This is a genomic window from Nocardioides zeicaulis, from assembly GCF_042432345.1.
Lineage (GTDB): Bacteria > Actinomycetota > Actinomycetes > Propionibacteriales > Nocardioidaceae > Nocardioides > Nocardioides zeicaulis.
Window position 1 is genome coordinate 870,848 of record NZ_JBHLXH010000001.1, and the last position, 24,283, is coordinate 895,130.

At 73.0% G+C, this 24,283-nt stretch carries 31 protein-coding genes and 1 tRNA gene; 12 read left to right on the forward strand and 20 right to left on the reverse strand.

What is annotated here, in order from left to right:
• Nucleotides 1-10: 10 nt before the first annotated feature.
• Genes ACFFJG_RS04290 through ACFFJG_RS04310 form a run of 5 tightly spaced genes read right to left on the reverse strand, consistent with a single transcriptional unit; the run spans nucleotide 11 to nucleotide 2,727 of the window.
• Nucleotides 11-259, reverse strand: a complete 249-nt coding sequence (locus ACFFJG_RS04290; protein WP_378517362.1) for a DUF3618 domain-containing protein — start codon at nucleotides 257-259, stop codon at nucleotides 11-13.
• The gene (locus ACFFJG_RS04295) at nucleotides 256-1,011 is read right to left on the reverse strand and encodes an energy-coupling factor ABC transporter ATP-binding protein (protein ID WP_378517363.1); all 756 of its coding nucleotides are present in this window, start codon (nucleotides 1,009-1,011) and stop codon (nucleotides 256-258) included. Before ACFFJG_RS04295 ends, ACFFJG_RS04290 begins: the two co-directional genes overlap by 4 nt.
• Nucleotides 1,008-1,676, reverse strand: a complete 669-nt coding sequence (gene cbiQ / locus ACFFJG_RS04300) for a cobalt ECF transporter T component CbiQ (RefSeq protein ID WP_378517364.1) — start codon at nucleotides 1,674-1,676, stop codon at nucleotides 1,008-1,010. Before cbiQ ends, ACFFJG_RS04295 begins: the two co-directional genes overlap by 4 nt.
• Nucleotides 1,676-2,035, reverse strand: coding sequence for a PDGLE domain-containing protein (locus tag ACFFJG_RS04305; RefSeq protein ID WP_378517365.1), 360 nt, complete (start codon nucleotides 2,033-2,035; stop codon nucleotides 1,676-1,678). Before ACFFJG_RS04305 ends, cbiQ begins: the two co-directional genes overlap by 1 nt.
• Nucleotides 2,032-2,727 (reverse strand): energy-coupling factor ABC transporter permease, encoded by a 696-nt coding sequence (locus ACFFJG_RS04310; RefSeq protein ID WP_378517366.1) that lies wholly within the window; start codon nucleotides 2,725-2,727, stop codon nucleotides 2,032-2,034. The genes ACFFJG_RS04305 and ACFFJG_RS04310 overlap by 4 nt, the downstream gene beginning before the upstream one ends.
• A 132-nt stretch (nucleotides 2,728-2,859) precedes the next feature.
• Here ACFFJG_RS04310 and bcp point away from each other — a divergent pair, with 132 nt between their 5' ends.
• The 3 genes from bcp (at nucleotide 2,860) to ACFFJG_RS04325 (ending at nucleotide 3,982) form a co-directional block, all read left to right on the forward strand.
• Nucleotides 2,860-3,330 carry a thioredoxin-dependent thiol peroxidase gene (gene bcp / locus ACFFJG_RS04315; RefSeq protein WP_378517367.1) on the forward strand — a complete coding sequence of 157 codons (471 nt, stop codon included), beginning with the start codon at nucleotides 2,860-2,862 and terminating at the stop codon, nucleotides 3,328-3,330.
• A gap of 35 nt (nucleotides 3,331-3,365) precedes the next feature.
• The gene (locus ACFFJG_RS04320) at nucleotides 3,366-3,881 is read left to right on the forward strand and encodes a hypothetical protein (RefSeq protein WP_378517368.1); all 516 of its coding nucleotides are present in this window, start codon (nucleotides 3,366-3,368) and stop codon (nucleotides 3,879-3,881) included.
• 16 nt (nucleotides 3,882-3,897) lie between these two features.
• Nucleotides 3,898-3,982, forward strand: a tRNA-Leu gene (locus tag ACFFJG_RS04325).
• Between the two features lie 9 nt (nucleotides 3,983-3,991).
• On the opposite strand, the gene rdgB is transcribed toward ACFFJG_RS04325, so the two are convergent.
• Together rdgB and rph are read right to left on the reverse strand one after the other, a co-directional pair.
• Complete coding sequence (gene rdgB / locus ACFFJG_RS04330) at nucleotides 3,992-4,618, reverse strand: RdgB/HAM1 family non-canonical purine NTP pyrophosphatase (protein WP_378517369.1); 627 nt, start codon at nucleotides 4,616-4,618, stop codon at nucleotides 3,992-3,994.
• Nucleotides 4,615-5,349: a ribonuclease PH gene (gene rph, locus ACFFJG_RS04335; RefSeq protein WP_378517370.1), complete on the reverse strand. Its 735-nt coding sequence runs from the start codon at nucleotides 5,347-5,349 to the stop codon at nucleotides 4,615-4,617. The genes rdgB and rph overlap by 4 nt, the downstream gene beginning before the upstream one ends.
• A 253-nt stretch (nucleotides 5,350-5,602) precedes the next feature.
• On the opposite strand from rph, the gene ACFFJG_RS04340 reads away from it, so the two are divergent.
• Entirely contained in the window at nucleotides 5,603-6,763 is a 1,161-nt protein-coding gene (locus ACFFJG_RS04340) for an ATP-binding protein (RefSeq protein ID WP_378517371.1), read from the forward strand.
• Complete coding sequence (locus ACFFJG_RS04345) at nucleotides 6,760-7,410, forward strand: response regulator (protein ID WP_378517372.1); 651 nt, start codon at nucleotides 6,760-6,762, stop codon at nucleotides 7,408-7,410. Before ACFFJG_RS04340 ends, ACFFJG_RS04345 begins: the two co-directional genes overlap by 4 nt.
• 22 nt (nucleotides 7,411-7,432) lie before the next feature.
• Here the strand turns inward: ACFFJG_RS04345 and ACFFJG_RS04350 are convergent, their stop codons facing one another.
• Together ACFFJG_RS04350 and murI are read right to left on the reverse strand one after the other, a co-directional pair.
• On the reverse strand, nucleotides 7,433-8,218 hold the full coding sequence (locus tag ACFFJG_RS04350; RefSeq protein WP_378517373.1) for an MBL fold metallo-hydrolase: 786 nt from the start codon (nucleotides 8,216-8,218) through the stop codon (nucleotides 7,433-7,435).
• Nucleotides 8,215-9,033, reverse strand: a complete 819-nt coding sequence (gene murI, locus ACFFJG_RS04355) for a glutamate racemase (protein WP_378517374.1) — start codon at nucleotides 9,031-9,033, stop codon at nucleotides 8,215-8,217. The genes ACFFJG_RS04350 and murI overlap by 4 nt, the downstream gene beginning before the upstream one ends.
• 101 nt (nucleotides 9,034-9,134) lie before the next feature.
• Between murI and ACFFJG_RS04360 the strand changes: the two genes are divergently transcribed.
• A complete protein-coding gene (locus ACFFJG_RS04360) occupies nucleotides 9,135-10,220 on the forward strand; it encodes an alkaline phosphatase family protein (RefSeq protein ID WP_378517375.1) in 1,086 nt (361 codons plus the stop codon).
• Nucleotides 10,221-10,290: 70 nt separating this feature from the next.
• On the opposite strand, the gene ACFFJG_RS04365 is transcribed toward ACFFJG_RS04360, so the two are convergent.
• From ACFFJG_RS04365 to ACFFJG_RS04380, 4 genes are all read right to left on the reverse strand, one after another.
• A complete protein-coding gene (locus tag ACFFJG_RS04365; RefSeq protein ID WP_378517376.1) occupies nucleotides 10,291-10,992 on the reverse strand; it encodes a sigma-70 family RNA polymerase sigma factor in 702 nt (233 codons plus the stop codon).
• 197 nt (nucleotides 10,993-11,189) lie between these two features.
• Nucleotides 11,190-12,140, reverse strand: coding sequence for a PLP-dependent cysteine synthase family protein (locus ACFFJG_RS04370; protein ID WP_378517377.1), 951 nt, complete (start codon nucleotides 12,138-12,140; stop codon nucleotides 11,190-11,192).
• Nucleotides 12,141-12,150: 10 nt separating this feature from the next.
• Nucleotides 12,151-12,438 (reverse strand): MoaD/ThiS family protein, encoded by a 288-nt coding sequence (locus ACFFJG_RS04375; RefSeq protein WP_378517378.1) that lies wholly within the window; start codon nucleotides 12,436-12,438, stop codon nucleotides 12,151-12,153.
• A 21-nt stretch (nucleotides 12,439-12,459) separates the two neighbouring features.
• Nucleotides 12,460-12,891: a M67 family metallopeptidase gene (locus ACFFJG_RS04380; RefSeq protein ID WP_378517379.1), complete on the reverse strand. Its 432-nt coding sequence runs from the start codon at nucleotides 12,889-12,891 to the stop codon at nucleotides 12,460-12,462.
• An 84-nt stretch (nucleotides 12,892-12,975) separates the two neighbouring features.
• Between ACFFJG_RS04380 and ACFFJG_RS04385 the strand changes: the two genes are divergently transcribed.
• On the forward strand, nucleotides 12,976-14,226 hold the full coding sequence (locus tag ACFFJG_RS04385; RefSeq protein WP_378517380.1) for an MFS transporter: 1,251 nt from the start codon (nucleotides 12,976-12,978) through the stop codon (nucleotides 14,224-14,226).
• A gap of 22 nt (nucleotides 14,227-14,248) precedes the next feature.
• Here ACFFJG_RS04385 and ACFFJG_RS04390 read toward each other — a convergent pair whose 3' ends face one another.
• From ACFFJG_RS04390 to clpS, 3 genes are read right to left on the reverse strand one after another with little or no spacing between them, the layout of a single operon-like run.
• A complete protein-coding gene (locus ACFFJG_RS04390; protein WP_378517381.1) occupies nucleotides 14,249-15,457 on the reverse strand; it encodes a DUF429 domain-containing protein in 1,209 nt (402 codons plus the stop codon).
• A 7-nt stretch (nucleotides 15,458-15,464) separates the two neighbouring features.
• Nucleotides 15,465-16,055 carry a DUF2017 domain-containing protein gene (locus ACFFJG_RS04395; protein WP_378517382.1) on the reverse strand — a complete coding sequence of 197 codons (591 nt, stop codon included), beginning with the start codon at nucleotides 16,053-16,055 and terminating at the stop codon, nucleotides 15,465-15,467.
• A 2-nt stretch (nucleotides 16,056-16,057) separates the two neighbouring features.
• Nucleotides 16,058-16,363, reverse strand: a complete 306-nt coding sequence (gene clpS / locus ACFFJG_RS04400; protein ID WP_378517383.1) for an ATP-dependent Clp protease adapter ClpS — start codon at nucleotides 16,361-16,363, stop codon at nucleotides 16,058-16,060.
• 18 nt (nucleotides 16,364-16,381) lie between these two features.
• On the opposite strand from clpS, the gene ACFFJG_RS04405 reads away from it, so the two are divergent.
• A complete protein-coding gene (locus tag ACFFJG_RS04405) occupies nucleotides 16,382-17,695 on the forward strand; it encodes a nicotinate phosphoribosyltransferase (protein ID WP_378517384.1) in 1,314 nt (437 codons plus the stop codon).
• Nucleotides 17,696-17,780: 85 nt separating this feature from the next.
• Complete coding sequence (locus ACFFJG_RS04410) at nucleotides 17,781-18,356, forward strand: isochorismatase family protein (RefSeq protein ID WP_378517385.1); 576 nt, start codon at nucleotides 17,781-17,783, stop codon at nucleotides 18,354-18,356.
• A gap of 6 nt (nucleotides 18,357-18,362) precedes the next feature.
• On the opposite strand, the gene ACFFJG_RS04415 is transcribed toward ACFFJG_RS04410, so the two are convergent.
• From ACFFJG_RS04415 to ACFFJG_RS04425, 3 genes are all read right to left on the reverse strand, one after another.
• Nucleotides 18,363-18,899, reverse strand: coding sequence for a DUF1697 domain-containing protein (locus tag ACFFJG_RS04415; protein WP_378517386.1), 537 nt, complete (start codon nucleotides 18,897-18,899; stop codon nucleotides 18,363-18,365).
• Between the two features lie 50 nt (nucleotides 18,900-18,949).
• Nucleotides 18,950-19,753, reverse strand: coding sequence for a hypothetical protein (locus ACFFJG_RS04420; RefSeq protein WP_378517387.1), 804 nt, complete (start codon nucleotides 19,751-19,753; stop codon nucleotides 18,950-18,952).
• Between the two features lie 132 nt (nucleotides 19,754-19,885).
• Nucleotides 19,886-20,800: a LysR family transcriptional regulator ArgP gene (locus ACFFJG_RS04425; RefSeq protein ID WP_378517388.1), complete on the reverse strand. Its 915-nt coding sequence runs from the start codon at nucleotides 20,798-20,800 to the stop codon at nucleotides 19,886-19,888.
• 72 nt (nucleotides 20,801-20,872) lie between these two features.
• On the opposite strand from ACFFJG_RS04425, the gene ACFFJG_RS04430 reads away from it, so the two are divergent.
• The 3 genes from ACFFJG_RS04430 to ACFFJG_RS04440 all read left to right on the forward strand — a co-directional run bounded on the left by ACFFJG_RS04430 (nucleotide 20,873) and on the right by ACFFJG_RS04440 (nucleotide 23,274).
• Nucleotides 20,873-21,472 carry a LysE/ArgO family amino acid transporter gene (locus ACFFJG_RS04430; RefSeq protein WP_378517389.1) on the forward strand — a complete coding sequence of 200 codons (600 nt, stop codon included), beginning with the start codon at nucleotides 20,873-20,875 and terminating at the stop codon, nucleotides 21,470-21,472.
• Between the two features lie 117 nt (nucleotides 21,473-21,589).
• Nucleotides 21,590-22,030 (forward strand): MarR family winged helix-turn-helix transcriptional regulator, encoded by a 441-nt coding sequence (locus tag ACFFJG_RS04435; protein ID WP_378517390.1) that lies wholly within the window; start codon nucleotides 21,590-21,592, stop codon nucleotides 22,028-22,030.
• Entirely contained in the window at nucleotides 22,027-23,274 is a 1,248-nt protein-coding gene (locus ACFFJG_RS04440; RefSeq protein WP_378517391.1) for an MFS transporter, read from the forward strand. The genes ACFFJG_RS04435 and ACFFJG_RS04440 overlap by 4 nt, the downstream gene beginning before the upstream one ends.
• A gap of 58 nt (nucleotides 23,275-23,332) precedes the next feature.
• On the opposite strand, the gene ACFFJG_RS04445 is transcribed toward ACFFJG_RS04440, so the two are convergent.
• On the reverse strand, nucleotides 23,333-24,130 hold the full coding sequence (locus ACFFJG_RS04445; protein ID WP_378517392.1) for a hypothetical protein: 798 nt from the start codon (nucleotides 24,128-24,130) through the stop codon (nucleotides 23,333-23,335).
• Between the last annotated feature and the right edge of the window lie 153 nt (nucleotides 24,131-24,283).

Here is a 24,283-nt window from a genome sequence, read left to right on the forward strand (position 1 = left end):
GGCACGGTGCTCAGCGCGCGACCCTGCGCACGACGGCGAGCAGCACCACCACGCCGACGACGGCGCCGGCGGCCTTGAGGATGTTGTCGGTGCGGGGGGCGCCGCTCACGGGCTCGACGAAGTGCGCCTTCACGCTCTCCACCTGTCGCCCGACGATCGTCTTGGGGTGGGCGCGGTGGGCGAGCTGGTCGATGGTCGAGGCGAGCCGCTGGCGCGTCTCCTCGATCTCGCGCTCGAGCGCGCTCATGTCCTGGGTCACGCAGGAAGGCTACCAATGCGGCGGGGGTCGAAGCCCCACGGCAGCTCCAGCCTGTGGGCGGCCATCAACGGCTCGTCGGTCAGCACGTCGAAGGTGGGGCGGTCGGCCACCACGACCCCCTCGCTCAGCACCACGCTGCGGGGGCACAGCTCGAGCGCGTAGGGCAGGTCGTGGGTGACCATCAAGACGGTGACGTCGAGGCTGCGCAGGATGTCGGCGAGCTCACGGCGCGAGGCCGGGTCGAGGTTGGAGGAGGGCTCGTCGAGCACCAGCACCTCGGGCTCCATCGCGAGCACCGTGGCGACGGCCACCCGGCGGCGCTGGCCGTAGGAGAGGTGGTGCGGCGGGCGGTCGACGAAGTCGGCCATGCCGACCCGGTCGAGTGCGTCCATCACCCGGCGGTCGAGCTCGGCGCCCTTGACCCCGAGGTTGGCCGGGCCGAACGCGACGTCCTGGCGGACCGTGCCGAGGAACAGCTGGTCGTCGGGGTCCTGGAAGACGACGCCGACCCGGCGGCGCACCTCCTTGAGGTGCTGCCTGGCGACCGGGAGGCCGCTCACCTCGACCGTGCCGCGGCCGGCGGTGAGGATGCCGTTGAGGTGCAGCACCAAGGTGGTCTTGCCGGCGCCGTTGGGCCCGAGCAGCGCGACCCGCTCGCCGCGGTGCACGTGGAGGTCCACGCCGAACAGGGCCTGGTGACCGTCGGGGTAGGCGTAGGCCAGGTCGCGGACGTCCAGGACGGGGGTGCTCACTGCGGCAACCTACCGTCGTACCCGCGCGAGAGCATGGCGAGGTGGACGCGCTCGCCGCGCTCGTAGGACCGGATGAAGAGGGCACCGAGCGAGCGCGCCAGCACCGGCCAGTGGCGGGGCGATCGTGGGTCGCAGCCGCGCGAGCGCATGGCCGTGAGCATCCGCGCCATCTCGGCCGTGACCACGTCGAGGTAGCGGATCATGAAGCCCATGATCTGGACCACCAGCTCGGGCATCCGCAGCCGCTGGAGCCCCCGCAGCAGCTCCTGGGGCTCGGTGGTGGCGGCGAGGGTGAGCGAGGCGAGCACGCCGATGCTGCCCTTGACGAGCAGGGCCAGGCCCGCGTGCAGGCCGGCCTCCGAGACGCTCACGCCCAGGACCTCGGTCCGCGGGCCGTGGGAGATGAACGGCATCAGCAGCGCGAAGAACGCGAACGGCACCTCGACCACCATGCGCGGCAGGAGGTAGCGCAGCGGCACGCGCGAGAGGAGCACGACACCGAGCAGCAGGGCCGCCTCCGCGGCGAGCACGACGTAGGCCTGGCGCGGGGTCGCGACCACGACGAGCATGAACGCCAGCAGGGCCAGCAGCTTGAGGTGGGCGGGGGCGCGGTGGACCGGGCTGTGGCCGTGGAAGTGCAGCCGGTGACCGTGACCGGCGCCCATCAGGCGTCCGCGGGGTGCTGCTCGGGCGCGTCGGTGGGCTCGTGGGGCGCGCGGCGTCGCAGCACCCAGAACAACCCTGTGCTGAGGGCGAGCATGACGAGGACGCCCACCACGCCGGCGATGCCGCCCGACAGCCGGTCGTCCTCCACGCCCTTCGTGGCGTACCCGGCGAACGGGCTGTCGGACGACGCGTGGGGCTTCTCGGCGTCGATGAAGCCGGTCTTCTCCGCGACGTAGTTGAGGCCGTCGGGGTGGGAGCTGGCGTAGAAGCTGACCACGCCCGCGACCAGCAGCGAGACCAGGAGGAACGAGACGAAGAACGCGCGGTTGCTCGGACCGCCGGCCGGACGGGTGCTCACGGTGCCTCCACCTCCACGGTGCGGGTCTGCAGCTCGCGCCGCTCGATGAGGGGCCGCGCACCGCGCACCAGGTCCGGACGCGAGCGGACCACGCTGGCGACGACCAGACCGGTGACGGCCGCCTCTCCCAGGCCGATCAGGCAGTGCCACCCGATCATCGCGGTGGCGACCGCCCCGAGGTCGACGGGTGCGGTGCCACCCACGGCGAAGAGACCGGTGAAGACGACAGCGGCGACCGGGACGCTGACGAAGGCCCCGGCGGCGGCGGCCGGTGCGACCATCGACAGCCGCGACGGCAGCACCCGGCGCAGCAGGACGAACACGGCCCACCCGACGACGACGGTCGTGACGCCCATGAGCGTGATGTTGGTGCCGAGGGCGGTGATGCCACCGTCGGCCATGAGCAGGCCCTGCACGAGGAGCACGACCGACAGGCAGAGCACGGCCGTCCAGGGACCGACCAGGACCGCGGCCAGCGCGCCGCCCATGAGGTGGCCGCTGGTGCCGGCCCCGACCGGGAAGTTGATCATCTGGGCGGCGAAGACGAACGTCGCGACCAGTCCCGCCATCGGGGCCGTGCGGTCGTCGAGCTCGCGCCGGGCGCCGCGCAGCGACACCGCGACCGCGGCAGCGGCGACGACGCCGGTGGCGACCGACGTGGGTGCGTCGAGGAAGCCGTCTGGGACGTGCACGTCGTCATCTCCCGGGCTGGTTGGATGTCTGGTGGCCGACACGGATCCCCCTACCGGGTCGGCACCCTCCGACCTTATTGCAAGAGACTTGCAACAACCACACCGGTTCACCCCCACGAGCAGGAGACCCGCATGACCGACCGCCTCACGACCGGCGACGCCGCCCCCGACTTCACCCTCACCAGCGACACCGAGGAGCAGGTCAGCCTGTCGGACCTGCGGGGCAAGAAGGTGATCCTGTACTTCTACCCCGCCGCGATGACGCCGGGCTGCACCACGCAGGCGTGCGACTTCTCCGAGTCGCTCGACTCGCTGCGCGGCGCCGGCTACGAGGTGCTCGGCGTGTCCAAGGACGCGCCGGCCAAGCTCGCGAAGTTCCGTGAGCGCGACCAGCTCACCCTCACCCTCCTCTCCGACCAGGACCTCGCGGTGCACCGGGCCTACGGGGCGTACGGCACCAAGAAGCTCTACGGCAAGGAGGTCGAGGGCGTCATCCGCTCGACCTTCGTCATCGACGAGGACGGCAACGTCGAGCTCGCGCAGTACAACGTCAAGGCCACCGGCCACGTCGCCAAGCTGCGCCGGGACCTCGGCCTCGACTGAGCGCCTCTGTCGGTGCCCAGGCCTACCGTCAGGGAATGGGGACCCGCCGCAAGTACACCGAGGAGCTGCTGTCCGACGCCGTGCGCGCGTCCACCTCGGTGGCCGGGGTCCTCCGGCACCTGGGTGTCCGGCCGACAGGCGGATCACATGCCCACATCAGCCGCACCATCAAGGCGTTCGGCATCGACACCTCGCACTTCCGCCTCTACAACCCCACATCGCACTCCTCACGTCGCCTGACGCCCGAGCAGATCTTGGTGCGGTCGGCCGACGGTGCACGCCGCGCCTCACCGCCGAAGCTGACGAGAGCGTTGATCGAGTCGGGCGTCGCCTACGAGTGCGGTCTCTGCGGATGCGACGGCACGTGGTTGGGCATGCCGCTGACGCTCGAGGTCGACCACGTCGACGGCGACTACTGCAACATCGTGATCGACAACCTCCGCTTCCTATGCCCGAACTGCCACCGACAGACTCCGAACTTCGCGGGGCGCAGCAGGGGCAAGTTCTCCGGACACGCAGCCGCCCTCAGGGCCATGGGCATCGATTCGTAGACTCACGACCTGATCGGCCGAAGTGGTGGAAAGGCAGACACGCGGCGCTTAGGACGCCGTGCCCCCTGGGCGTGCGGGTTCGAATCCCGCCTTCGGCACCACGACGGGCGTCAGGCTCCCGCGAGGTCCTGCGCCACGTGGGGGGCGAGCTCGCGCAGGGCGCGACCTCGGTGGGAGATCCGGTCCTTCTCGGCCGGGTCGAGCTCGGCGGACGTGAACCCGCGCCCGTCGGCGGCGTCGGAGTGCTCGTCGGCGACGAAGAGGACGTCGTAGCCGAAGCCGCCGCTCCCCCGCGGCTCACGGATGATCCGGCCGGCCATCCGGCCCTCGACCACGCGCTCGCGGCCGTCGGGCATCACCCATGCGATGGCGCAGGCGAAGTGAGCCCCGCGCCGCTCGTCGGGCACGTCGTGGAGCTGGGCGAGCAGCAGCTCGTTGTTGCGGTCGTCGGACTTCGGGGGCCCTGACCACCGCGCGGAGAGCACGCCCGGCATCCCGTTGAGGGCGTCGACGCACAGCCCGCTGTCGTCGGCGACCGACGGCAGCCCGGTCGCCGCGACGCCGGCGCGCGCCTTGAGCAGGGCGTTGCCCTCGAAGGTCGGCTGGTCCTCGACGGGCTCGACGTAGCCGGGGACGTCGGCGATGCCGAGCACCTCGACGTCGGGCACGTGCTCGGCCAGGATGCGCTGCATCTCGCCGATCTTCTTGGCGTTGCCCGAGGCGAGGAAGACCTTCATCGGGCCAGGGCCTCCTGCTGCAGGCGCGTCAGGTCGACGCAGCCCTTCTCGGCGAGCGCCAGCAGGGCGTCGAGCTCGGCCCGGTCGAAGGCGGCGCCCTCGGCGGTGCCCTGCACCTCCACGAACTTCCCGTCGCCGGTCATCACGACGTTCATGTCGGTCTCGGCGCGGACGTCCTCGACGTAGGGGAGGTCGAGGCGCGGCACGCCGTCGATGATGCCGACGCTGACCGCGGCGACCGACCCGGTCAACGGCTCCCCGGCCAGGGCACCGGTCGAGCGCAGGTGCGCGACCGCGTCGGCGAGGGCGACGTAGGCGCCGGTGATCGCCGCGGTGCGGGTGCCGCCGTCGGCCTGGAGGACGTCGCAGTCGAGCACGATGGTGTTCTCGCCGAGGGCCTGGTAGTCGATGACCGCGCGGAGCGAGCGGCCGATGAGGCGCGAGATCTCGTGGGTGCGCCCGCCGATGCGGCCCTTGACCGACTCACGGTCCGACCGGGTGTTGGTGGCGGCCGGGAGCATGGCGTACTCCGCGGTGACCCACCCGAGCCCCGAGCCCTTCCGCCAGCGGGGCACGCCCTCGGACGCGGACGCCGCGCACAGCACCTTGGTGCCGCCGAACTCGACCAGGACCGAGCCGGCCGCGTGGTCGAGCCAGTGACGGGTGAGGGTGATCGGGCGGAGCTCGTCGTCGGCTCGTCCGTCGGCGCGGGGCGTCGGTGCAGAGGTCATGGCACGACCCTAGGGGGTCGCCCCGACAGCTCCGAGGGGGGCGGGAGAGCCGGGTCCGGTCACCCCCGTGAGCCACCGGACCCGACCCTGCAGGTCCCTACCCCGGTGGGACCGGACGGTGCGCAGCCCCACGCCGCGCGGCTCCCTCCCACGCGATGCGACCAGCATGCGCGCGTGCTCGCGAGCGGCGCATCGACCCAACGACGCTCGCGACTGCGACCAAAGTAGGAAATCGCAGGGCTACCCTGACGCCGTGCCGTCCCGCCCGCCCGCCGAGCCCCGTCCCGTGCCGGACTGGGCCGAGCAGGCGTGGCGCTACGCGCTCTGCCTGGTGATCTCCGCGGTCGTGTGGGGCTCGGTGGCCGGCGTGGAGTGGCGCGAGCAGCGTGGCCTGCTCGTCGCCGAGGTCGTCCTCGGGGTCGCGGCCTACGTCGCCGTCTGGTTCCGCCGCCGGGCGCCGGTGCCGGTGGCGCTCGCCGTGGCCGCGATGAGCGCCGTCTCGGGGATCGCCGCCGGGCCGGCGACGCTGGCCGCGGTGTCGGTGGCCACCCACCGCATCACGTGGCAGGTCGTCACGGTGGGCGTCGCGAACTTCGTCGCCGCGCAGACCTACGCCGACGTCGCCCCGTTCACCCACCACGACCCGCTGATCACCGTCGGCGTCAACCTCGCCGTCAACGCCGGGATGATGGGCTGGGGCCTCTACCTCGGCTCCCGGCGCGAGCTCCTGCGCAACCTCCGCAGCCGCGCCGAGCGCGCGGAGACCGAGCAGGACCTGCGCCTGGCGCAGGCCAGGTCCACCGAGCGGGCGCGGATCGCGCGGGAGATGCACGACGTGCTGGCCCACCGGATCACCCAGGTCTCGATGCACGCCGGCGCGCTGGCGTTCCGTGACGACCTCGACAGCGAGCGCCTGCGCGCCGGGCTCGAGCAGATCCAGGGGCAGGCCAACGACGCCCTGCACGAGCTGCGCGACGTCCTCGGCGTGCTGCGCGACGACGCCGACGGCCAGCAGTCCGCGCAGCCCCAGCCGACCTACGCCGACATCCCGACCCTCGTGGCCGAGGCACGCGCGCTCGGCCTCGACGTGGACTTCGTGGACGACGTCGACGCGTCGTCGTCGGTGCCGCCGGCGACCGGGCGGGCGGTCTACCGCATCGTGCAGGAGGGCCTCACCAACGCCCGCAAGCACGCCCCGGGCTCGGTGGTGGCGATCAGCTCGATCGGCGACCCCGACACCGGTATCACCGTGCGGCTGGCCAACTCCCTCGCCCACCGCTCCGCGGGCGCGCCCGGCGCCGGGCTGGGCCTGGTCGGGCTGCGCGAGCGCGCCGAGCTGCGCGGTGGCCGCCTGGACCACCGGACGGACGGGTCCACCTTCGTTCTGGAGGCATGGCTACCGTGGACCGCGTGATCCGGGTGCTCCTCGTCGACGACGACCCGCTCGTGCGTTCGGCGCTGTCGCTGATGCTCGGCGGCCAGTCCGACATCGAGGTGGTCGGCGAGGCCGGCGACGGGCAGAGCGGCGTCGAGATGGTGCGGGAGCTCGACCCCGACGTGGTCCTCATGGACATCCGGATGCCGGGCATGGACGGCCTGGAGGCCACCCGCCACATCCACGCCGCCGAGGCGCCGCCGTCGGTGGTCGTGCTGACGACCTTCGACGCCGACGAGCACGTCGTCCGGGCCGTCGCGGCCGGCGCCGACGGCTTCCTGCTCAAGGACACGCCCCCCGGCGACATCGTGGGCGCCATCCGCACCGTCGCCGCGGGTGACGCGATGATGTCGCCGTCGGCGACCCGCAGCCTGGTGGCCCGCCTGCGCCACGGGTCCTCGAGCGACCGCTCGGCGGTCGCCGCGCAGCGCCTGACCGTCCTCACCGAGCGCGAGCTCGAGGTGGCGGTCTGCGTCGGGCGCGGGCTGAGCAACTCCGAGATCGCCTCCGAGCTCTACCTCTCGATCCCCACCGTGAAGTCCCACGTGTCGCGGCTGCTCACCAAGCTCGGCGCGACCAACCGCGTGCAGGTCGCGATGGTCGTCCACGACGCCGGGCTGGTCTGAGCGACCCCGGCCCCCGGGGCGCCTACACGTCGTACGTGGCCCCGGCCCGCGCGAGCGCGACCGGCCCGTCCCACGCGGCGCGCGCCTCGGCCTCGGCGACGGCGGGGTCGTGCCACGGCGGCACGTGGGTGAGGACCAGGCGCGCGACGCCGGCCCGACCGGCGGTCTCCCCGCAGTCGGTGCCGGTCATGTGGAGGTCGGGCGGGTTGTCGCGCCCGGTCTCGAACGACGCCTCGGCGAGCAGGAGGTCGGCCCCGTCGGCCGCGCGCACCAGCGCCTCGCACGGGCCGGTGTCGCCGGAGTAGGCGAGCGTGCGGGCGTGGGCGGTGACCCGCAGCGCGTAGGCCGTCACCGGGTGCTCGACCTCGTGCGGCTCCACCCGGAAGGGGCCCACCTCGAACGCGCCGTCGTAGGGGCGGAAGTCGAACTCCTCCCCCATGCCGGGGTCGACGGGCAGGTCGTAGGCCCGCGCCATCCGCTCGGCGGTGCCAGCCGGCCCCCAGACCGGGATCCGCGGCTGCGGACCGGTCGGGTGGTACTTGCGCATCACGTAGTAGCCGCAGAGGTCGAGGCAGTGGTCGGCGTGCAGGTGGCTGAGGAGGACCGCGTCGACGGTCAGCGGGTCGACGTGGCGGTGCAGGTGGCCGAGGGCGCCGTTGCCGAGGTCGACCAGCACCCGCCAGGTGCGGGTCTCCCCCGCCTCCGAGGTGTGCTCGGCCTCGAGGAGGTAGCAGCTGGCCGGCGAGTCGGGGCCGGGGTAGGACCCCGAGCAGCCGACGACCGTCAGCCGGAACGGGTGGTCGCTCACCGCAGGCCCCCGGCGAACTGGCTGGCGCCCAGCAGCTCGGAGCCCAGGAAGCGGCGACCGATGGTGGCGAAGTCCTCCGGGCTCCCCGTCGTGGAGAAGGAGTACGCCGGCTCGCCGTCCTCGCGCATCAGCCCGGTGCGCGCGAGCATCTTGTAGACGTCCTTGGCGCTCTCCTCCGCCGAGCTGACCAGCGTGACGGCGTCGCCCATCACGTAGGAGATGACGCCGGTGAGCAGCGGATAGTGCGTGCAGCCCAGCACGAGGGTGTCGACCCCGGCCTCGACCAGCGGGTCGAGGTACTCGTGGGCCGCGGCGAGCAGCTCCTCGCCCCCGGTCACCCCCTGCTCGACGAACTCGACGAAGCGAGGGCAGGCGCGGATGTGGAGGTCGATGTGGGGCGCGGCGGCGAAGGCGTCGTCGTAGGCCATCGAGCTCGCCGTCGCGCGGGTGCAGATCACCCCGACCCGGTGGTTGCGGGTCGCGGCCGCAGCGCGTCGCGCCGCCGGCAGGATCACCTCGACCACCGGCACGTCGTAGCGCTCGCGGGCGTCGCGGAGCATCGCGGCGCTGGCGGAGTTGCAGGCGATGACCAGCGCCTTGACGCCCTGGTCGTAGAGGTGGTCGAGGCACTCGAGGGCGTACTCGCGGACCTCGCCGATCGGCTTCTGGCCGTAGGGCTGGCGCGCCGTGTCGCCGAGGTAGACCACCGACTCGTGCGGCAGCTGGTCGATGACCGAGCGGGCGACCGTCAGGCCCCCGAACCCGGAGTCGAAGATGCCGATCGGGGCGTCGGCGTCGGCAGGGGCGGTCGGCACGACTCAGAGGCTAGGCGAACCGCTGGGCGCGGTCACGCCCCCGGACGCGTCGGCCCCGTCACATCTCCGGCTCGGCGGCTGGCTCGGGTTAGGGTCGAACGGTGAACCGTCGACACCGTGTGGCCACGTCCCTCGTCTCCGCGCTGGCAGCCGCCGGCCTCGTCCTGGTGGGCGGCCCCGCTTCCAGCGTCGACCACGCCGGCACCGCGCCGGGCGGCGCGGGCGACCAGCGCGCGGCGAGCGCCGGGCAGCCCGTACGACGCGACCTGGTCGGCGACTCCGACTCCGTGGTGGCGATCTCCATCGACGGGATGAGCGTGGCCGCGGTGCGTCAGCTGGGTCGCAAGCAGCTGCCCAACCTCTACCGCTTCATGCGCGCCGGCGCGTCGACGACGAACGCCCGCACCGAGCGCGAGATGACCGTGACGCTGCCCAACCACACCGGGATGGTGACCGGTCGCCGGATCGACGCCGCCACCGGCGGCCACGGCGTGACCTGGAACGACGACCGCCCGACGCCCGCGACCGTCCAGGCGGCTGCCGGGCACGAGGTCGCGTCGGTGTTCTCCGCCGTCCACGACGCCGGCGGCTCGACCGCGCTCTTCGCGGCCAAGACCAAGTTCAGCCTGTGGCAGCGCTCGTGGCCCGACGCCATCGACCGCACCGTGATCGACCTCGACAACGCCAGCCTGGTCGACCAGTTCGTCGGCGACCTCGCCACCGAGCGAGACTTCAGGTTCCTGCACCTGTCGCCGCCCGACGCGGCCGGGCACGCCCACGGCTGGATGTCGAAGCCCTACCTCCGCGCCGTGCGCCAGTCCGACCGGCTCGTCGGTCGCGTGGTGAAGGCGATCAACGCCGACCCGGCGCGCCGCGCCGGCACCACGATCCTGCTCACCAGCGACCACGGCGGCCACGGTCCGAGCCACGACGACCCGCGCCTGCTCGACGACTACCGCATCGTGTTCATGGCGCGCGGCTCGGCCGTCGACCGCGGCGTCGACCTCTACGACATCAACCCGGCGTACCGGGACCCGGGCAAGCGCCGCACCACCTACGCCCAGTCCCGTCAGCCGGTGCGCAACGGCGTGGTCGCCAACCTCGCGCTCGACCTGCTCGACGTGCCGGCCCTCGAGGGCAGCGAGCACGACGTCGACCAGGACCTGCGCCTCACCGCGGCGCCCTGACCGCCACCTCACCGCGGCGCCTGACCGCGGCGCCGGTCCGGCCCACCCCTGGGGACCGGACCGGGCGCGCTCACGCGACCGGCGCCTCGCTGCCGAGCACGTCGCGGATGTCGGCCAGGATCCGCGCCAGCACGCGGGACACCTGCGCCTGCGTGAGCCCCACCGCGTCGCCGATCTCGCGCTGCGAGCGCTCCTCGTAGAAGCGGAGGTAGACGATCCGGCGGTCGCGCGCGGACAGGCGACGCACGGCGGGCTCCAGCATGACGGAGGCCTCGACGGCGCCGAAGGCCGCGTCGGGCGAGCCCAGCAGCTCGCCCACCGTGGCGGTGCCGTCGCCCACCGGGGTCTCGAACGCCGCGGGCGTGAAGCAGCCGTCGACCGACAGCGCCTCCACCACGTCGTCGGTGGTCACGTCGAGGTGCTCAGCGATCTCGCTGGCACGCGGGGCGCGACCGAGCCGGGCCGGGAGCTCGTCCTGGGCGCGGCCGATCCGCGCCTGCAGCTCCTGCACCCGGCGGGGCGGACGGACCGTCCAGCCGCAGTCGCGGAAGTGCCGCCGGACCTCCCCGCGGATCGTGGGGACCGCGAACGACAGGAAGTCGTGGCCCGCTCCGGGATCGAAGCGGTGCGCGGCCTTGGTGAGGCCGAGGAGGGCGACCTGCTCGAGGTCGTCGGTGTCGATGCCCCGGTTGCGGTAGCGGCGGGCGATGGACACCGCGACGTCGAAGTGGGCCTCGATGAGGTCCTCGACGAGCCGGTCCCGCTGCGGCACGGTGGCCTGGTCCGACGACCCGGCCGAGGTGAGATGACGTCGGTTCACGCTGACCACGGCTGTGGTCCTTCCTGTCCGCCAGGAAGCTCACCGTGGTCTCCAGTGAGCGGGTGGTGGCAGAGGTCTACACCACCGGCGAGAGGCTGCTCAAGCCCCGACCCACCCCTGGGTGCGTGAAGGCGTCCCTGACGTCGGGATCAGGCCCAGAGCTGGCCGTCGAGGCGGTCCTCGGCCTCGTCGACGGTGCCCTCGTAGGCACCCGTGGAGAGGTACTTCCACCCGCCGTCGCACACGATGAACGCGATGTCGGCGCGCTCCCCCGCCTTGACCGCCTTCGCCGCCTGGCCCAGCGCGGCGTGCAGGATCGCGCCGGTCGAGATGCCGGCGAAGATCCCCTCCAGCTCGAGCAGCTCGCGCACGCGTCGTACGGCGTCGCGCGGGCCCACGCTGAAGCGCGAGTCGATCAGCGAGGCGTCGTAGAGCTCGGGCACGAAGCCCTCGTCGAGGTTGCGCAGCCCGTAGACCAGCTCGCCGTAGCGGGGCTCGGCGGCGACGATGCGCACCTCGGGCTTGGCGCGACGGAAGAAGCGCGAGACGCCGGTCAGGGTGCCGGTGGTGCCGAGGCCGGCCACGAAGTGGGTGATCTCCGGGAGGTCGGCGAGCAGCTCCGGACCGGTGCCCTCCTCGTGCGCGAGCGCGTTGGCCGGGTTGCCGTACTGGTAGAGCATGACCCAGTCGGGGTGCTCGCCGGCGATCTGCTTGGCGACCCGCACCGCCTCGTTGGAGCCGCCGGCGGCCGGCGACGACACGATCTCCGCGCCCCACATCCGGAGCAGCTGACGGCGCTCCTCGGAGGTGTTCTCCGGCATCACGCACACGATCCGGTAGCCCTTGAGCTTGGCGGCCATCGCCAGCGAGATGCCGGTGTTGCCGCTGGTGGGCTCGAGGATGGTGCAGCCCGGTCGCAGCAGGCCGTCGGCCTCGGCCTGCTCGATCATCCGCAGCGCCGGCCGGTCCTTGACGGAGCCGGTCGGGTTGCGGTCCTCGAGCTTGGCCCACAGGCGTACGTCGGGGCTCGGCGAGAGCCGGGGCAGCCCGACGAGCGGCGTGCTGCCGACGGAGGCGAGGTGGTCGTCGTAGCGGGTCATCAGGAGGTGGTCAGGCTCCGCCGGCGACGGCGGGGAGCACGACGACCTGGTCGCCGTCGGACAGCTCGGCGTCGAGGCCGCCGATGAAGCGCACGTCCTCGTCGTTGACGTAGACGTTGACGAAGCGCCGCAGGTCGGCCGTCCCGTCCTTGGTGTCGACCAGGCGGTCCTTGATGCCCGGGTGGTTGCCGTCCAGGTCGTCGATCAGGGCGGTCAGCGTGGCGCCCGACGCCTCGACCGACTTCGCACCGTCGGTGTAGGTGCGGAGGATGGTGGGGATGCGGACCTCGATGGCCATCAGGGGGTGCTCACTTTCTCGTCACGACGCGGTCGACGGGGTGATCGTGACGTCTTCCTCGGTCACGACCCCGTCGATGATTCTGTAGGACCTGAACTCCACCGGGCCCTCGCTATTCCCGTGCTCGCGGGTGCTGACGAGCACGTAGTGGGCGTTCGGCTCGCTGGCCAGCCCGATGTCGGTGCGGCTGGGGTAGGCCTCGGTGGCGGTGTGGGAGTGGTAGACGACCACCGGCTCCTCGTCGCGGGCGTCCATGTCCTTGTAGAGCGCGAGCAGCTCGGTGGAGTCGAACTCGTAGAACGTGGGGCTCCCGGCGGCGTTGACCATGGGGATGAAGCGGGTGGGACGGTCGCTGCCCTCGGGACCGGCGACGACGCCGCAGGCCTCGTCGGGGTGGTCGCGACGGGCGTGCGCGACGATCGCGTCGCGGATGTCCTCGGGGATGGTCAGCACGCGGCGAGTGTAGGTCGCGCAACCGACTTGACCCGGCGTCGTCCCACCAGATAACTCTTGATGTCGAGAGTTCCGGGGGTGTGCATGTCCGTCGTCCCACCGCCGCCCCTGACCCGGCGCGGCATCCCGCTCGAGCGCGACCTCCGGGTGCTGGCGCTCGGGTCCTTCGCGAACCGGTTCGGCGCCGGGGCGGTGATGACGACGAGCGCGCTCTACTTCACCCGCAAGGTGGGCTTCTCCGCCTCCGAGGTGGCCCTGGCCATGTCGGTGGCGGCGATCGTCGGGATCGTCGTGCAGGTCCCGGCGGGCCACCTGGGCGACACCCGCGGCCCGCGGCGCGTGCTCACGTGGTGCATGGTCGGCGCGGCGCTGGCCAGCGCCCTTCCGGTCCTGGCCCGCTCGCCCTGGCAGCTCGCCGTGCTCCTCGGCGTGCTCGCCCTGTTCGAGCGGTCGGCCGGCTCGGTGCAGCAGGGGGTCATCGCCCAGCTGGCCACCGGCGGGCGCGGCGTGCTGTTCAAGGCCTACCTCCGCGCGGTGACCAACACCGCGATCGGGCTCGGCTCGGTCTTCGGCGGCGCCGCGCTGGTCATCGACGAGTCGTGGGCCTACGTCTCGGTCTTCGTCCTCAACGCGGTCTTCACCGCCTTCGCCGCCTGGAACACCACCCGCCTGCCCGACCTGCCGTCGTACGTGCGGATCGAGGGCGAGCCGCGGATGGCGGTGCTGCGCGACTGGCCCTACGTCGTGGTCGTGGCCCTCACCGGCCTGTTCGCCGTGCACTTCTTCGTCATGGACATCGGGCTCGCGCTCTACATCTCCCAGCGCACCGAGGCGCCGCCGGTGATGGTGGCGATCCTGCTGATCCTCAACACCGCGTGCGTGGCGCTGTTCCAGGTGCGGCTCTCGCAGCGCGCCGACTCGGTCGAGGCGGGCTCCCGGGCGCTGGTGCGCGGGGCGGTCTGGATCGCCGCCGGCTTCGCGATCGTGGCGCTCGCCGACCGCGGCGACGCCACCGTGGCGATCGTCGTGCTGGTGGTCGGGTCGCTGGTGCACGTCGTCGGCGAGATGATCGGCTCGGGCGGGCAGTGGGGTCTGCAGATGGGACTCGCTCCGCACGAGAGGCAGGGCCAGTACCAGGGCTTCGCCGGGCTCGGCTTCAGCGTCGTGGCCGTGGTCGGCCCGCCGGTCGTCACCTACCTCTGCGTCGACCTGGGCGAGGTGGGGTGGCTGGTCCTCGCGGGCCTGATGCTCGTCCTGGCCCTCGCGTCGGTGCCGGTCTCGCGCTGGGCGCTGTCCACCCGCGAGCGCTACGGCGTGCTGACCCACTCGGGCTGAGCCTGCTGGCTCTCTTGCGGGGTCAGACGCGGATCGCGGCCGGGAGCCCGTCGGAGAAGACCTCGGGCTCGGCCGGGAACGACTCGGAGAGCCCGAGCGAGTGCCGTACGGCCGACCAGGCGGCCGCGCACGCGTCCAGCAGGTCGTCCTCGCCGAAGCCGGAGCCGCGGAACCACGGCGGCGCGACGATGCCGTGGGCCGCGAGCGCCTCGCGCCGGGCCCGTACGCCCTCGCCCTCCTTCTTGCTGGCCAGCAGCGGGGAGCCGGCCATCCGCGCGAAGCTCAGCTCGGGGTGCACCTCCACGACCTCGACGCCCGGCCGACCGCGCACCCACGCGTCGACCTGCAGCACCTTCTCGCGCAGGGCGTAGGCCTGGGCGCTGACGCTCGTCCGGCCGTCGGTCGCGGCGAGGTTGGCCGCCCGGCCCGCCTCGTAGGTCGGCGCCTCGAGGGCGGCGCGCACCGGGGTGGAGAACAGCGACGACGACTTGCCCACCAGCGCGCGACGCGCCTCGGCGTCCGCGCGACGTCCGCCGGCGTCGGGGAGTCCGATCGGGATGTCGATCGCGACCACGGCGACGTCGTGGGACTCGCGCGCGAGGGCGACCAGGGAGGTGATCGTGGCGGCGGTCAGGACGGACGTGCGCCGGTCGGGGTCGACCACCACGCCGACCCAGCCGCCCCTGCACGCGTCGACGCCGAGCACCGGGGCCTCGGGCGCGAGGACCGGCGGTGGCTGCTCGTCGGCCCCGCCGTCGGGCGCCACGAACCGCGCCTCGCGCTGGCCGCTGAGCGCGGCGTCGATCCGCGCGAGCATCACCTCGCTCATCGGTGGCAGCGAGCCGACCGGGAACCAGCGCACCTCGCTCGACTCGTCGTCGGCGACGTGCGCCTCCCCCTCCAGCCAGGTGCAGGCGAAGGTGAGGTCGAGGTAGGCCGCGCGGTCGCCGTTGGCGTGCACGAGCTCGGGGTGGGCGGAGGTGGAGACGAGCCGGTCGACGCGGATCCGCACGCCGGTCTCCTCGAGCGCTTCGCGGGCCGCGGTGACCGCGGGCTCCTCGCCCGGGTCGATGATGCCCGTCACGGGGGTCCACTGGCCGTTGTCGGAGCGGCGCACCAGCAGGACCTGGTCGCCGCGGCGCACGACGGCGGTGACGCCGGGCAGCCAGAGCGGGTGGTCGCGGCCCACCTTCTCGCGGAGCGCGAGCACGAACTCCGGGACCGGGGTCATCGCAGCGTCATCGGGTGAGGGCCTCGACCAGCGTCTCCTGGAGGTAACCCACCCACTCGTAGATGTCGTGGGCCTGCGCACGGGGGTCGTCGTCGGGCAGCGAGTGCCAGTAGTGCTCGTCGTCGGCCTCGACGCCGAGCCGGGTGGCCAGGGCGAGCCGGATGTCGGTGAAGGCGCGCATCCAGGTCTCGGCCGACGCCTCGTCGAGCTCGACGTCGACCATCAGCCCGTCCTGGTCGAGCTCGGGGGGCAGGCCGCCCTCCTCGAGGGTGTCGATGACCAGCGCGGCGGCTGCCGCCTTGCCGTCGCGGAGCGCTCCCTCGGTGAAGCGCCGAAAGTCGGCCGCGGCGTCCTCGTCGGCGGGGTAGGCCACCGGGAAGAGCCGCGCGAGCACCGGGTCGTCGGGGACGGTGGAGGCGCCGGAGAACTCGGCCGTCAGCGCCTCGAACGGGTCGGCGGACGGCGTGGGCGGCTCGGCGCGCTCGTTGCGCAGCAGCTCGACGATCTGCGAGGCGAGCGAGCGCAGCAGGTCGGCCTCGAAGCCGGTGAAGGTGGCGATCACGCGCATCGTCCGCGTGTCGCGCTCGAAGCCGCTCATCCTCAGGAGGCCTTCTCCATGGTCGCCCACAGGCCGTACTCGTGCATCGCCTGCACGTCGCGCTCCATCTCCTCGCGGGTGCCGGTCGACACGACGCTGCGGCCCTCGGTGTGCACCTCGAGCATCAGCTCCTCCGCCTTGGCCTTGTCGTAGCCGAAGTACTTCTGGAAGACGTAGGAGACGTAGGACATGAGGTTGACCGGGTCGTCCCAGACGAGGGTCACCCACGGCTTGGACAAGAAGGTGATCTCGTCAGGGGTCAGGGTCGGTTCGACCTCGACGGGACTGGCGGCTGACACGGGGCCCATCGTGGCACAGTGTCGGTCGTGACGAGCCCACGCCATGCCTCCAGCCACCCGTCCACGGCGCTGCTGACCGACCACTACGAGCTGACCATGGTGCAGGCCGCACGGCACTCCGGGACGGCAGAGCGTCGCTCGGTCTTCGAGCTGTTCCCGCGGCGCCTGCCCGAGGGCCGCCGCTACGGCGTGGTGGCGGGCGTGGGCCGCGCGCTGGACGCCCTCGAGTCCTTCCGCTTCGACGCGCCCGCGATCGCCGCCCTGGAGGGCGTCGTCAGCGCGGACATGCTCGAGTGGCTGGCGTCGTACCGCTTCACCGGCGACGTGTGGGGCTACCCGGAGGGCGAGGTCTACCTGCCCCACTCCCCCCTCCTCGTCGTCGAGGGCAGCTTCGCCGAGGCGGTGCTGCTGGAGACGGTGCTGCTCTCGATCTACAACCACGACTCCGCGATCGCCTCCGCGGCCTCCCGCATGGTCCTCGCCGCCGGTGGACGTCCCTGCATCGAGATGGGCTCGCGCCGCACCCACGAGCAGGCCGCGGTCGCCGCGGCGCGCGCCGCCTACGTCGCCGGCTTCGACGCGACCAGCAACCTCGCCGCGCGCCAGCTGCACGGCGTGCCCAGCACGGGCACCGCCGCCCACTCCTTCACGCTGCTGCACGACAGCGAGAGCGAGGCCTTCACCGCCCAGGTCGAGACGCTCGGTGTCGGCACCACGCTGCTGGTCGACACCTACGACGTGCGCGAGGCGGTGCGCCTGGCCGTCGAGGTGGCCGGCACCGGCCTCGGTGCCGTCCGGCTCGACTCCGGCGACCTCGGCCTCGTCGCGCGCGAGGTGCGCGAGCAGCTCGACCAGCTCGGGGCGAGCGCCACCCGGATCGTGGTCACCAGCGACCTCGACGAGCACGCGATCGCCGCCCTGGCCGCCGCGCCGGTCGACGCCTACGGCGTGGGCACGCAGCTGGTGACCGGGTCGGGCCACCCCACCTGCGGCTTCGTCTACAAGCTGGTCGCGCGCGAGGGCGACGACGGCGAGATGGTCTCGGTGGCCAAGCGCTCCACCGACAAGGCCTCGATCGGCGGTCGCAAGTACGCCCTGCGCCGCCGCTCGGCCTTGGGTGTCGCCCAGGCGGAGGTCGTCGGCATCGGCACCGCGCCCGAGGACGACGGCGACGACCGGGCGCTCCTCGTGCCGCTCGTCGAGGGCGGTGTCGTCGTGGGTCGCGAGCCGCTCGACGCGGCCCGCGCCCGGCACCGCGCCGCGCTGGCCGAGCTGCCGCGGGCGGTCACGATGATGTCGGCCGGAGAGCCGGTCGTGCCGACGGTGTTCGAGGGGTCCTGAGCCGGGTCTCGGCGCGCGGTCGCGCTTGCTCGACCTCGCTCGCCACGCCACGCCGGACTCCGTCCGACCCGGCTAGGCTCGCGACATGGTCCGAGCGCTGATCGTGGTCGACGTCCAGAACGACTTCTGCGAGGGCGGGTCCCTCGCGGTGGCCGGCGGTGCCCGCGTGGCAGCCGACATCAACGAGCTGCTGCGGCACTGGACGGCCGGGGGCGACGGCGCACCGCCCTACGACGTCGTGGTGGCCACCAAGGACCACCACGTGGATCCGGGCGAGCACTGGTCGGCCAAGCCCGACCACGCGACGTCGTGGCCGGTGCACTGCAAGGTCGGCACGGAGGGCGCGGCCTTCCACCACAACCTCGACCCGCAGCCCTTCGCGGAGGTCTTCTTCAAGGGCGCGCACGCCGCGGCGTACTCCGGCTTCGAGGGCACCACGGCGTCGGGCACCGGGCTCGCCCAGTGGCTGCGGGCTCGCGGCGTGGACGAGGTCGACGTGTGCGGCATCGCGACCGACCACTGCGTGCGCGCGACCGCGCTCGACGGCGCCCGCGAGGGGTTCGACACCCGGGTGCTGACCGCCCTGTGCGCGGGCGTGGCCGAGGAGACGACGTCGGCCGCGCTCACCGAGATGGCCGGCGCCGGCGTCGAGATCGTCTGAGCGACCTCAGCACCACTTCTCCGTCACCGTCCGCAGCACCTTCACGGTGCGCGCGGTGCCCTGGCCCAGCGCCTTGAACTCCCTCGACGCCAGCACCTTCGAGGTGTGGATGTCGCCGTCGAGCAGGACGTAGGCCGCGCGACCGTCCACCACGACGGTCTCGCCCCGGTGCTCGAGCGCCTCGACGGCCCTGGCGGTGGCCGCCGTGGGCGCCGCGGCGTAGAGGGTCACGTAGTGCTGGCCCGAGGGGTCGTGCTCGGCGTGCAGCTCCTCCGCGCGGGCGGTGAGCGCGGCCACGTCGGGGGCCGTGAAGACCACCGTGGGCACCTCGAAGCCGGCCTCGGCGGCGTACGCCTGCTCGAGGGCCGCCTGGACCTTGGCCACCGAGCGGGCACCGTGGGTCAGCCGGACGTTGCCGGTGTTGATGTAGGTCTCGACGTCACGACCGCCGGCCGCCTCGGTCGCGGCGACGATCGCGGCCTTGGGGAACTTGCGCGTGGCGCCGAGGTTGATGGCGCGCAGGAAGGCGACGTAGGTGGGCACGCACGCATCCTGCCGTCCTGGACGGGCGTCCGGACAGGGTCAGGCCGGGATCAGCCGCGCTTGCACTGGCTGGGCGGCGTGACCTGCGGGTCGAAGACGCGCGCGGGCGGCGTGATGTTGGAGCCGTCCTGCGACTCCTTCATCGTCATCGCCCACCAGCCGGCCTTGCGGGTGTCGATCGCGGCCCGCTCGGCCTCCGGGACGTCGTTCCACATGTTGAGGACGTCGACGGCCACCTCGACCAGGTGGCCGTGCGGCGTGATGACGGCGTCGGCCTCGACCCCGTCGAGCCCGGCGGGCACCGTCGGGAACAGGCCGCGCGGCATGCCGGTGATGACCTGCTTGGCGGGGATGCCGACCGCGACGCCGTCGCCGGAGAGGCGGATCGCACGGGCGTCGGTGACCGGCCAGGTCGGGTCGAGGTCGGTGGGGAGGGCCCAGCTGTAGTCGGGCTTGTCGGTGACGTCGGCCCAGCAGGTGGCGGCGCCGGGACCCCAGGCGTCGCTGTTGAAGTACGTGCGGCCGCTGACGACGAGGTAGTCGACCTGCTCGGCCTTGCCGTCGATCACCGAGTCCATCGAGAGCTGGCTGTAGCCGGTGGCCGGGCTGTAGCGGCCGTCGAGGTCGAAGATGCGCTTGCCGCCGTTGTCGGGGTTCTTCGTGAGCAGCTGGCCGTGCCACTCCACGATGCCCATCTTCTCGACCTGCGAGGAGATCGCGGCGAGCTGGTCGCCCTCGAGGAGGACGTCGGAGGTCTTGGTGGCAGCGGCGGAACCGGATCCACCGCACCCGGTGAGGGCGAGGAGCAGCGTGGCGGCGAGGGCCGACGCGCCTGCAGCGGAACGACGTGTCACAGCGGTTTCCCCGTTCAGGTCCGGCTCGAGCTCGGTGCTCGATCCCGTTGAGCACACTAGGGACCGTCCCGGGGCCTGTCCGGAGAACTCCGAGATCGAGGACGGGTTGTTGCCGTCCTGTCGACGCGCCGATCAGGTGGAGGCCATCCAGCGACGGGCCGCGTCCACCACAGCGTGGGTCAGCTCGTCGACCAGGGTCGACCCGAGCCGCCAGTGCTGCCAGAAGAGCGCGACCTCCGGACGGCGACCGGGCACCAGCTCCACGAGCGTGCCGCGGCGCAGGTCCTCGGCGACGTCGGCCTCGGGGAGGAGCCCCCACCCCATGCCGACGCGGATCGCCCGGTCGAACTCGCGCACCGACGGCACGTAGGTCACCGGGGGTGCGAGGTGGCGGCGCGTGACCCGCCGGATGAAGTCGTGCTGGAGCGAGTCGTTGCGGTCGAAGGCCACGATCGGCGCCTCGGCCAGCGACGCCGAGCCGACGCCGTCGCCGAGGTGGGCCTCATGGAAGCCGGCGGTCGCGACGGCGGCGTAGCGCAACCGGCCGAGCCGGACCACCCGGCAGCCGGGCACGGGCTTGGGCTCCCCCGTGATGGCGGCGACCACCTCGCCGCGCCGCAGCCGTTCTGCCGTCCGGGTGTGGTCCTCGCGCACGACCTCGAACACCACGCGGTGGCGCGACTGCACGTCGGCGAGCGCGTCGACGAACCAGCCGTAGAGCGCGTCGGCGTTCACCGCGATCGGCAGCGACGTGTACGCCGTCCCGTCCTCGTCGTCCTCCTCGACGAGCTCGGCGAGCGCCTCCCGCTCGAGGATCTCCCCCTGCGTGGCCAGCCGCACGAGCACCAGCCCGGCCTCGGTGGGCTCGAGCGGCTTGACCCGGTGGAGCAGCACGCGCCCGAGCCGCGTCTCCAGCGCCTTGATCCGCTGGCTCACCGCGGACGGCGTCACGTGCAGCTCGCGGGCCGAGGCCTCGAACGTCCCGAGGCGCACGGCGGCGGCGAGTGTGCGGAGGGCCACAGGGTCCAGCTGGGTGACGTCTTTCATACTTAGAGATCCTAATGATTCGTCAAAATAGTTCGCTGGATTGACGGCAGGCACGCGCCTACCGTTGTCAGCATGTTCCACGTCGCTCTCACCGGCCTGCTCACCGGACTCGCCCTCATCGTCGCCGTCGGCGCGCAGAACGCCTTCCTCCTGCGCCAGGGGATCCGCGGCGAGCAGGTGCTGCCGATCGTGCTGACCTGCCTGCTCTCCGACGTCGTGGCGATCACCGCGGGCGTCGCCGGCCTCGGCATCGTGCTCGAGCGCTGGCCGTCGGTCCTGCCCGTCGCCCAGGTGCTCGGCGGGCTCTACCTCATCGCGTTCGGCATCCACGCAGCGATGCGCGCATGGAAGCCGACCGCGCTCACGACCGAGGGCGGCGCATCGCTGACCGTCGGCAAGGCGATCGTGCTGACCCTGGCCCTGACGTGGCTCAACCCGCACTTCTACCTCGACGCCGTCCTCATGCTCGGCACCGTCGCCAACAGCTTCGGCGAGGACCGCTGGTGGTTCCTGTCCGGCACGCTGCTGGCGAGCCTCCTGTGGTTCTTCGGGCTCGGCTACGGCGCCCGCCTGCTGCGGGGCCTCTTCGCCCGGCCGTCGGCGTGGCGCGTCCTCGACTCCGGCATCGCCGTCCTGATGGGCGTGCTCGGCGTCGGGCTGCTCGCCCACTGAGGTCACGGGCGCCCGCCCGGCCCGTACGAGACCCCGCTCACCGCCCTCCGGCGCCTGTGAGCGGGGTCTCGTCGTCCAGGCTCGATCTACATAGGACTCCTATGTAATAGTGGACGGGTGACCGATTCCTTGCCCCCACTCGCCGAGCTCGCCAGCGACCTGGTGGTGCTCGCGGCCCGGCTGACCCGGGCCGTGCGGCGCGAGATCGAGCACCCCGCCGGGGTGCGCGCCCTGTCGCTCCTCGACGAGCACGGCCCGTCCGGCGTGACCGCCCTCGCGGCGGCCGACCGGTGCAGCCAGCCCACGATGACCGCGACCGTCAAGGCGCTGCAGGAGCAGGGCCTGGTGGACCGTCGCCCCCACCCCACCGACGGTCGCGCCCACGTCGTCGCCCTCACCGACGACGGCCACGCCGAGCTCGCCCGGATCCGCCGCGCCAACGCCGCGCTGGTCACCGCCCGGCTCGCCGACACCCACCACACCGCCCAGGAGGTCGCCACCGCCGTCGCAGTGCTGCGCGACGTCCTCCGCCCGACCCCCCAGGAGGCCACCCTGTGAGCAGTCACAGCAGCGCCAGCAGCCCGTCCATCCTCCACCAGCCCCGCGCCGTGTGGGCCGTGGCCTTCGCGTGCGTCATCGCGTTCATGGGCATCGGGCTCGTCGACCCGATCCTCAAGGAGATCGCCGCCCAGCTCGAGGCCACGCCCAGCCAGGTATCGCTGCTCTTCACCAGCTACATGGCCGTCATGGGCATCTCGATGCTGATCACCGGAGTCGTCTCCAGCCGCATCGGCCCCAAGCGCACGCTGCTGGCCGGGCTGGCGCTCATCATCGTCTCGGCCGCGCTGGCCGGCTTCTCCGACAGCGTCGGCGCCGTGATCGGCTTCCGCGCGGGATGGGGCCTGGGCAACGCGCTCTTCGTCGCGACCGCCCTCGCCACGATCGTGAGCGCGTCGGCCGGTCCCGTCGGTCAGGCGATCATCCTCTTCGAGGCCGCCCTCGGCCTGGGCATCGCCTCCGGCCCGCTCATCGGCGGCCTGCTCGGCCAGGTGTCGTGGCGCGGCCCGTTCTTCGGCGTCTCGGTGCTGATGACGATCGCCCTGGTCGCGACCGCCTTCTTCCTGCCGACCACTCCGCCCACCGGGCGCCGCACCTCCGTCCTCGACCCGTTCCGGGCGCTGCGCCACCGCGCGCTGCTGCTGCTCGCCCTGGTCGCGATCTTCTACAACCTCGGCTTCTTCACCCTGATGGCCGCCGGCCCGTTCGCCCTGCCGACGTACTCGATTATGGGCATCGGCTGGACGTTCTTCGGCTGGGGCCTGCTGCTGGCCTTCACCTCGGTGTGGCTCGCCCCGGTGCTGCAGCGCCGCTTCGGCACCATGCCCACCCTGACGGCCGTGCTGGCGCTGTTCTCCGCCGACCTGGCCGTGATGGCGCTCGGCGCCGAGCACGAGGTGGTCGTCACCCTGGGCATCGTGGTCGCCGGCGCCTTCCTCGGCGTCACCAACACCCTCGTGACCGAGGCGGTCATGGGCGCGGCCCCCGTCGAGCGGCCGGTCGCCTCCGCGGCCTACTCCTTCGTCCGCTTCACCGGCGGCGCGGTGGGCCCCTACGTGGCGCTCAAGCTGGCCGAGAACGTCGACCTGCACGCCCCGTTCTGGTTCGGCGCGGCCGCGGTCGCGGTCGGCGTGGTCGTGGTGGCGGCGGGGTCGCGCACCATCTCCGCAGCGCTCGCCGGCAACGCCCCCGAGCACCACGGCGTCACCGAGGCCGAGAGCGAGCTGGTCGGCGACCTCGCCTGACCTGCGCCCCGGCACCGACGTACCAGCGTCGGTGCCGTGCCGTGCGTCCGGGCGGGGCTCACTCCCCCGCGTAGCGCAGGCCCAGCCCGGCCAGCGCCTCGCGCAGCCGGGTGAGGGCGATCGGCCCGACGCCGTGCATCGCGGCGAGCTCGTCGGCGGTGTACGTCGCCACCTTCTCGAGCGTCGTCGCGCCCACCTCCCGCAGCGCGCGGGTCGCGGGCGCGCCGATGGTCCGCGGGAGCGGGGTGCCCTCCTCCCGCGGGGCGCGCTCGCGTGGCGCCGGGAGCCCGGCGTCGACGACCGCCTCACCGCGCGGGGACAGCAGGTAGCCGATCGCCAGCGACTCGGTGAGCCCGAGCTCCTTGAGCTTGCGGACGTCCTTCTTGAAGTCGGGCGTCTCGCGCCCGACCTGCGCCGCGAGCTCGGGAGCGCGCACGCCCGGGTTGAGGTCGATGAGGTCGAGGGTGGCGCGGGTCCACGGCCCGATCGGCGACGCGGCGTCGAGCCGGTCGAGGCGGGCGTGGATCGCGGCGACCTCCCCGGCGTCGGGGACGCTGGCGCGCAGCAGCTCGCGCGGGTCGGGGCCGGCGTACGCCACCCCGATGCGCCACGCCGGGTCGTCGGGACGCGCGGCCAGCCCGTCGAGGAGCGCGGTCAGCGACGCGGCCCCGGCGCGGGCGGCGTCGTCCTCGGTGAGGGTGGCGACGTCGACCTCCTCGACCGAGGTGACCTCCACGAGCCCGACCGACGTCCGCAGCTGGGTGCCGACGACCACCCGGGGGCGCGCCCAGCGCCGGAAGGCGAGGTCGATCGTGCCGGCCCTGATGGCGGCCAGCTCGGACGCGCGGATCATCATGGCGCCAGCCTCTCAGACCCCCACCCCGGTAGTCCGTATCACATGGGTCGTCGCGGATGCCCTTGGACAGCCCATTTGATATGGACTACCGGGAGGGAGGGGTCCGGGAAGCGGCGAGCGGTGGCCCACCCACCTTCCGTGCTCCGGAAAGGT

Coding starts and splice junctions, on each gene's coding strand:
- bcp (WP_378517367.1), top strand. CDS start 2,860: ATGACCGACCGCCTCACGACCGGCGACGCCGCCCCCGACTTCACCCTC.
- ACFFJG_RS04445 (WP_378517392.1), bottom strand. CDS start 24,130: ATGATGATCCGCGCGTCCGAGCTGGCCGCCATCAGGGCCGGCACGATC.
- ACFFJG_RS04390 (WP_378517381.1), bottom strand. CDS start 15,457: ATGACCCCGGTCCCGGAGTTCGTGCTCGCGCTCCGCGAGAAGGTGGGC.
- ACFFJG_RS04425 (WP_378517388.1), bottom strand. CDS start 20,800: ATGAAAGACGTCACCCAGCTGGACCCTGTGGCCCTCCGCACACTCGCC.
- ACFFJG_RS04430 (WP_378517389.1), top strand. CDS start 20,873: ATGTTCCACGTCGCTCTCACCGGCCTGCTCACCGGACTCGCCCTCATC.
- ACFFJG_RS04395 (WP_378517382.1), bottom strand. CDS start 16,055: ATGAGCGGCTTCGAGCGCGACACGCGGACGATGCGCGTGATCGCCACC.
- ACFFJG_RS04385 (WP_378517380.1), top strand. CDS start 12,976: ATGTCCGTCGTCCCACCGCCGCCCCTGACCCGGCGCGGCATCCCGCTC.
- clpS (WP_378517383.1), bottom strand. CDS start 16,363: ATGGGCCCCGTGTCAGCCGCCAGTCCCGTCGAGGTCGAACCGACCCTG.
- rph (WP_378517370.1), bottom strand. CDS start 5,349: ATGACCTCTGCACCGACGCCCCGCGCCGACGGACGAGCCGACGACGAG.
- rdgB (WP_378517369.1), bottom strand. CDS start 4,618: ATGAAGGTCTTCCTCGCCTCGGGCAACGCCAAGAAGATCGGCGAGATG.
- cbiQ (WP_378517364.1), bottom strand. CDS start 1,676: ATGGGCGCCGGTCACGGTCACCGGCTGCACTTCCACGGCCACAGCCCG.
- ACFFJG_RS04375 (WP_378517378.1), bottom strand. CDS start 12,438: ATGGCCATCGAGGTCCGCATCCCCACCATCCTCCGCACCTACACCGAC.
- ACFFJG_RS04410 (WP_378517385.1), top strand. CDS start 17,781: ATGGTCCGAGCGCTGATCGTGGTCGACGTCCAGAACGACTTCTGCGAG.
- ACFFJG_RS04320 (WP_378517368.1), top strand. CDS start 3,366: ATGGGGACCCGCCGCAAGTACACCGAGGAGCTGCTGTCCGACGCCGTG.
- ACFFJG_RS04370 (WP_378517377.1), bottom strand. CDS start 12,140: ATGACCCGCTACGACGACCACCTCGCCTCCGTCGGCAGCACGCCGCTC.